The organism is Neisseria sicca VK64 (assembly GCF_000260655.1).
In the GTDB taxonomy this organism is placed as follows: Bacteria; Pseudomonadota; Gammaproteobacteria; order Burkholderiales; family Neisseriaceae; genus Neisseria; species Neisseria sicca_B.
Genome location: NZ_AJMT01000042.1, coordinates 1 through 6,008 on the forward strand (window position 1 = coordinate 1; position 6,008 = coordinate 6,008).

The 6,008-nt window shown below is 48.8% G+C and carries 5 protein-coding genes and 1 pseudogene; 1 reads left to right on the top strand and 5 read right to left on the bottom strand.

Going from position 1 to position 6,008, the window contains the following annotated elements:
• A pseudogene (locus tag HMPREF1051_RS15045) lies at positions 1 to 111 on the bottom strand (IS5/IS1182 family transposase); the annotation flags it as partial.
• A 147-nt stretch (positions 112 to 258) separates the two neighbouring features.
• Positions 259 to 1,467: a copper-containing nitrite reductase gene (gene nirK / locus HMPREF1051_RS02650; RefSeq protein ID WP_003764092.1), complete on the bottom strand. Its 1,209-nt coding sequence runs from the start codon at positions 1,465 to 1,467 to the stop codon at positions 259 to 261.
• Positions 1,468 to 1,933: 466 nt separating this feature from the next.
• On the opposite strand from nirK, the gene HMPREF1051_RS02655 reads away from it, so the two are divergent.
• Positions 1,934 to 4,189 carry a nitric-oxide reductase large subunit gene (locus HMPREF1051_RS02655; RefSeq protein ID WP_036491442.1) on the top strand — a complete coding sequence of 752 codons (2,256 nt, stop codon included), beginning with the start codon at positions 1,934 to 1,936 and terminating at the stop codon, positions 4,187 to 4,189.
• 401 nt (positions 4,190 to 4,590) lie between these two features.
• On the opposite strand, the gene HMPREF1051_RS02660 is transcribed toward HMPREF1051_RS02655, so the two are convergent.
• The 3 genes from HMPREF1051_RS02660 to HMPREF1051_RS15050 all read right to left on the bottom strand — a co-directional run.
• The gene (locus HMPREF1051_RS02660) at positions 4,591 to 5,127 is read right to left on the bottom strand and encodes a DUF4189 domain-containing protein (RefSeq protein WP_036491444.1); all 537 of its coding nucleotides are present in this window, start codon (positions 5,125 to 5,127) and stop codon (positions 4,591 to 4,593) included.
• A 138-nt stretch (positions 5,128 to 5,265) separates the two neighbouring features.
• Positions 5,266 to 5,787, bottom strand: coding sequence for a DUF4189 domain-containing protein (locus HMPREF1051_RS12880; RefSeq protein WP_003764096.1), 522 nt, complete (start codon positions 5,785 to 5,787; stop codon positions 5,266 to 5,268).
• 28 nt (positions 5,788 to 5,815) lie between these two features.
• Positions 5,816 to 6,008: hypothetical protein (locus HMPREF1051_RS15050; RefSeq protein WP_231286242.1), on the bottom strand; the 193-nt coding region annotated here is incomplete at its 5' end.

Sequence of the window (6,008 nt, forward strand, 5' to 3'; positions counted from 1 at the left end):
ATATAGTGGATTAACTTTAAACCAGTACGACGTTGCCTCGCCTTGCCGTACTATCTGTACTGTCTGCGGCTTCGTCGCCTTGTCCTGATTTAAATTTAATCCACTATACTTGAAACTGGTTTTTCAGACGACCTTCGATACTTGATAGGTCGTCTGAAAAACCAATCTTTCGATTGGTTGTGGAAGAAAGCCACTGTTGTCCTTGCATCAGCCGGAACAGCAGTGGCTTTTTTCTGTCTCTACGCCGAGATGACTGGATTAGTAGCCGCCTTTACCTGCAGATGCTGCGGAAGCAGGCGCTGCTGCGGAAGATGCAGGGGCAGCCGGAGCTGAAGCGGCAGGGGCTGAAGCTGCACCGCTACCTGCATAGGCTTTGTCTTCCAGTTTTTTGGTCATGATTTCAGGGTTCTCTGCGCCCTCTACTTTCAATTGACCCAACGCGCCTTTGTTGAACGCACGGAAGATAGAGTGGTCAACCAAAGTATAGCTGCCCGGAATATCGGCTTTAAATTCGATAATCGCTGCGCCACCGGCAGGGATCAGAGTACTTTGTACGTTTTCGTTGATCAGTTTGCCGCCTTCTACGTAAACTTTGTCGAAGATCTCACCGATAACGTGGAAGGAAGAAACGAGGTTCGGACCACCGTTACCAACGTACATACGGACGGTTTCGCCTGCTTTGGCTTTCAGGGCGTTGTCGCCGGCGATAGCGCCTACGTGACCGTTAAATACAACGTATTCAGGTTGTTCGGCGATGGCTTTGTCCATATCGAACGGTTGCAGGCCTTGCGCACCTTTTTTACCTTTGGTGTAGAAGTCGCCTTGTACGATGTAGAACTCTTTGTCCACTTTAGGCAGACCTTCTTTAGGTTCAACCAAGATCAGACCGTACATACCGTTGGCGATGTGCATACCGACAGGGGCAACGGCACAGTGGTAGATGTACAGACCGGGTTGCAGGGCTTTGAAGCTGAATGTAGAAGTACGGCCCGGAGCAGTGAAGCTGGCTTCTGCACCGCCGCCTTGACCGGTAGCAGCGTGGAAGTCAACGTTGTGCGGTACGGTAGAAGACGGGTTGTTAGAGAATTCGACTTCTACGGTATCGCCTTCGCGTACGCGGATCATGCGGCCCGGAACGTCGCCGTTAAATGTCCAGTAGTGGTATTCCACGCCATCATCCATTTTCATGGTTTTTTCGACGGTTTCCATTTTCACGCGGACACGTGCAGGATGGTCGCGGTCGATGGCAGGCGGAACTTCAGGAGCGTGGGTAGTTACCGCGTCGATAACAGGCAGCTCGGCAGCGGGGGTTTCGGCAGCAGCTTGAGCGCCGGAAGCAGGAGCCTCGGAAGCTGCAGGAGCGGAAGCGGAAGCGGTTTGCTCGGCAGGTTTTTGGGCAGCTTGCTCACCACAGGCGGCTAAAGCAAAAACTGAAGCAATGATTGCAGCTAAAGCTTGGCGTTTCATAGTTGTCATTTCCTTTAATAACTATTTTAAGAAGGTCAGGGTATATTTTTTCAACCTTTGTCGTCCGCGGCATACCGCTTTCGGCTCTTTCAAACTGCCTTATTCTGGGTCGTCTGAAAGGCATCTCTTGTGAACTTTTGTAGGATTATGTAGGTGGTTTTACCGCTATATCTTGACCTAAATCAATTAATTCATCAAAGATGAACTTTTACTACCTGTTTTACTACTTAATAACTAGATAAAACTACATCAAATCATCTATTATTGCTCACATGTTTTATCCAATTCTTTACAAAAATGCCATCGTATTTTTGATAATAAGAATTATTATTGACTATATATCTGTTTTTTAAAGATTGTTGTTAAGAGAATATTTCTTTTGCCTGAAAAGAGTGCTACAATCTTTAACATTCATATAGTATGAATTTATAAGCAACCACTTTTTACCAAAATAAGGAGTTCTGAAATGGGACAGTACAAGAAGCTATGGTACTTGCTGTTTGCCGTCCTGGCAGTCTGCTTTACCATTCTTGGCTACATGGGCAGCGAGGTTTATAAAAAAGCCCCGCCTTACCCTGAAAGAGTCGTTTCGGCATCAGGCACTCAGCTGATGACCAAAGACGATATTTTGGCAGGTCAGTCCGCCTGGCAAACCACCGGCGGTATGGAAGTCGGTTCCGTATTGGGACACGGTGCATACCAAGCTCCGGACTGGACAGCCGACTGGCTGCACCGCGAGCTTGTCGCATGGTTGGATTTGACCGCGCAAGAGACTTACGGCAAAAAATTCAACGAAGTTTCTCCTGAAGAACAAGCCGTACTGAAAACCCGCCTTGCCGACGAATACCGCAACCAAAGCCGTATTAAAGAAGACGGCAGCGTCGTTATCAGCGATACCCGTGTCAAAGCCATTGAAAGCATCCTGCCTTACTACCACGGCGTATACAGCGATGATCCCGCCCTTCAGACGACCCGCGAACACTTCGCAATGAAAAACAACACATTGCCAAGCAAAGAAGCGCGTGAAAAACTGTTCAACTTCTTCTTCTGGACTTCATGGTCTGCTGCGACCAACCGTCCTGACGAGAACTTCACCTACACCAACAACTGGCCGCACGAGCCTCTGATCAACAACGTACCGACTACTGAAAACTACATGTGGTCGTTCACCAGCGTTGTACTGCTCTTGATGGGTATCGGCCTGCTGATGTGGGGTTACTCCTTCCTGACCAAACACGAAGAAGTAGAAGTTCCGACTGAAGACCCGATTTCCAAAGTACAGCTGACTCCTTCCCAAAAAGCATTGGGCAAATACGTCTTCCTGACAGTCGCCCTGTTTGTGGTACAAGTATTGCTGGGCGGCCTGACCGCGCACTACACCGTCGAAGGTCAAGGTTTCTACGGCATCGACGAAGCACTCGGCTTCGAAATGTCCGACTGGTTCCCTTACGCATTGACCCGTACTTGGCACATCCAATCCGCCATCTTCTGGATTGCAACCGGCTTCCTGACAGCAGGTCTGTTCCTGGCTCCGATTGTTAACGGCGGCAAAGATCCCAAGTTCCAACGTGCCGGCGTGAACTTCCTGTACATCGCCCTGTTCATCGTAGTCGGCGGTTCTTACGCAGGTAACTTCTTCGCCCTGACCCACGTCATTCCGCCTAAATTCAACTTCTGGTTTGGACACCAAGGTTACGAATACCTCGACTTGGGCCGTTTCTGGCAACTCCTGCTGATGGTCGGCCTGCTGTTGTGGCTGTTCCTGATGCTGCGCTGTACCGTTTCCGCCTTTAAAGAAAAAGGCGTGGACAAAAACCTGCTGGCAATCTTCGTTGCCTCCATGGTCGGTGTCGGCGTGTTCTACGCGCCCGGTCTGTTCTACGGCGAAAAATCCCCAATTGCCGTAATGGAATACTGGCGCTGGTGGGTGGTTCACCTGTGGGTAGAAGGCTTCTTTGAAGTATTCGCTACCGCAGCTTTTGCCTTCATCTTCTACAACATGGGCTTCGTCCGCCGCAGTACCGCTACCGCATCCACTCTGGCCGCCGCCGCCATCTTCATGTTGGGCGGTATCCCGGGTACGCTGCACCACCTGTACTTCTCCGGTTCTACCTCCGCCTCTATGGCAATCGGTGCCTGCTTCTCCGCATTGGAAGTCGTACCGCTGGTATTGCTGGGTCGTGAAGCTTACGAACACTGGTCTTACCAACACCTGTCCGAATGGGCGAAACGCCTGCGTTGGCCGCTGATGTGCTTCGTAGCAGTTGCCTTCTGGAACATGATCGGTGCCGGCGTATTCGGCTTCCTGATTAACCCGCCGATTTCCCTGTTCTACATCCAAGGTCTGAACACTACCGCAGTTCACGCACACGCAGCCTTGTTCGGTGTGTACGGCTTCTTGGCACTGGGCTTCGTCTTGCTGGTTGCCCGCTACCTGAAACCAAACGCAAAATTCGACGACAAACTCATGACTTGGGGCTTCTGGCTGCTCAACGGCGGCTTGGTCGGCATGATCGCCATCAGCCTGCTGCCTGTCGGCGCGATTCAAGCATACGCCTCCATCACTCATGGTTTGTGGTATGCCCGTAGCGAAGAATTCCTGCAAATGGAAATCCTCGATACCCTGCGCTGGGTACGCACAGCAGCCGACTTGATCTTCATCGGCGGTGCAATCTGCGTAGCCATCCAAGCAACCAAAATCGTATTCAGCCGCGATAAATAAATCCTAGCTTGAATGCAATCAAAAGGTCGTCTGAAATTTTCAGACGACCTTTTTTGATGCCTGCCTACTTTCATTTCAGCAACAGCCCATCCCCGTTTAACCTCCATACGCACAGAATACCCCTCTTTACCCATCCACCCCTACCCTACCCCCGCCCCTCCTCCAACGAGTTGAACCCGCTCCGTCCCGCGACAGCCGCCCGCCCTGTTTTCCCTATTTTTCAGACGCCCCCCAATGCCGTTTAGAAAACAAGGTCGTCTGAAACCGAAAACAAACAAAACACAGACAACAAAAAACCGCACATCAAAGCGCGGTCGGTTCTAAAACGGTTTTTGTCAGAACGGAAAGCGAAGGGCTTTTCAGACGACCTCTGAACATTTAGGGGTCGTCTGAAAATTTATTTAACGACGGTAGTCGGGATGGTAAGAGCAACCTGAATAACGGACAGTACATTTAAAAGATTGGTTTTTCTCACAGCCATTAATAGCTTTCTGCTCAGCTTCTTTTATGGAAGCTCCACCATGTGCGGACACCCTACCGCTGCCTTTCACTCCACCCAATGCAATAGCACCACAGGCATTACGATATTCGGTCATCAAATGACAACCCTCTCCGCTGCGGGCTATAGGATTTTTGCCACCACCAGAGTCAATACAGTTTGCCAATGCCTCACGCCTTGCAGCCTCTTCGCCTTCAGTATTATTTTCAGAATAACCAATAGCCCAGTTAGCCGCATTAAAATAAATCGCTCCCCAACGGTTCGGTACTTTATATATCCGACGTGCCTGTCCTCCTGACTGATTATTACCGCTACACCCCGCCAAGTCCGGTCTTTGAATACAAGGATTCATCACAGGATCGTTAATCGCATTCAATCCGTCGGCTAAAACAAAGGAGCTAACCTGCATTGCCAACAACATCAAAAATATCTTCTTCATCTTTATGCCTCTTAATCTTTTCCGCTATTCGTTTCTCTCAAAACCCTGCCGTATAAACCGACATCGCTTTCGACTCTATCGCTGCAAAATAAGTTTTCAGACGACCTCTGAGCATTTGGGGTCGTCTGAAAAAACAAATCAATAGCGGTAATCAGGATGGCGCGAACAGCCTGAATATTTAATAGCACATTTATCAGAATATCGTCCGCATTCATCCAATGCTTTTTGCTCTGCCTTTTCAACATAATCGTCATTTATCACAGCAAACCCACTACGACTTTCCTTATTTCTATCAGGACCAACAGCAAAAGCAGCACATACATTGCGATATTGGCTCATCCGACGACAGCCTTTGCCATCGCTTCTCGTTACAGGATTTTCACCTCCGCCTGCCTTAATACAGTTTGCTAAAGCTTCTTTATTAGCTGATTCTTCACTTTTTGTATTATTTTCAGAATACCCTACCGCTTTATTAACAGGATTGAAATAAATAGCGCCCCATCTATCAGGAATGTTAATAACCCGTTTTGTTTGCCCCATCGGTCGGTTATTGCCCGCGCATCCCGGCAAATCGGGATGATAGACACAAGGATTGCTCATTTCGTTTGCGTTCGCGAAACTGCTTAAAATCATGGCAGCCATTAATAATATATGCTTCATCGGTTTATTCCTTATTTTTGAACATCAATCATATTCTTACTTTACCCTGTTCCCCAAACAACCCAGTCAAAATCAGATGGGCTGTTTTCTCTTTATCGTCTATCGCCACACAATAAAGTTTCAGACGACGGCGGATTCGCATTTGAAGTGCAACTTTCCATAACAGAAAAAGGCCAGTATGCGGTAGCATACGGCCTTTCCTGCAAGAAAGATTGCCATGA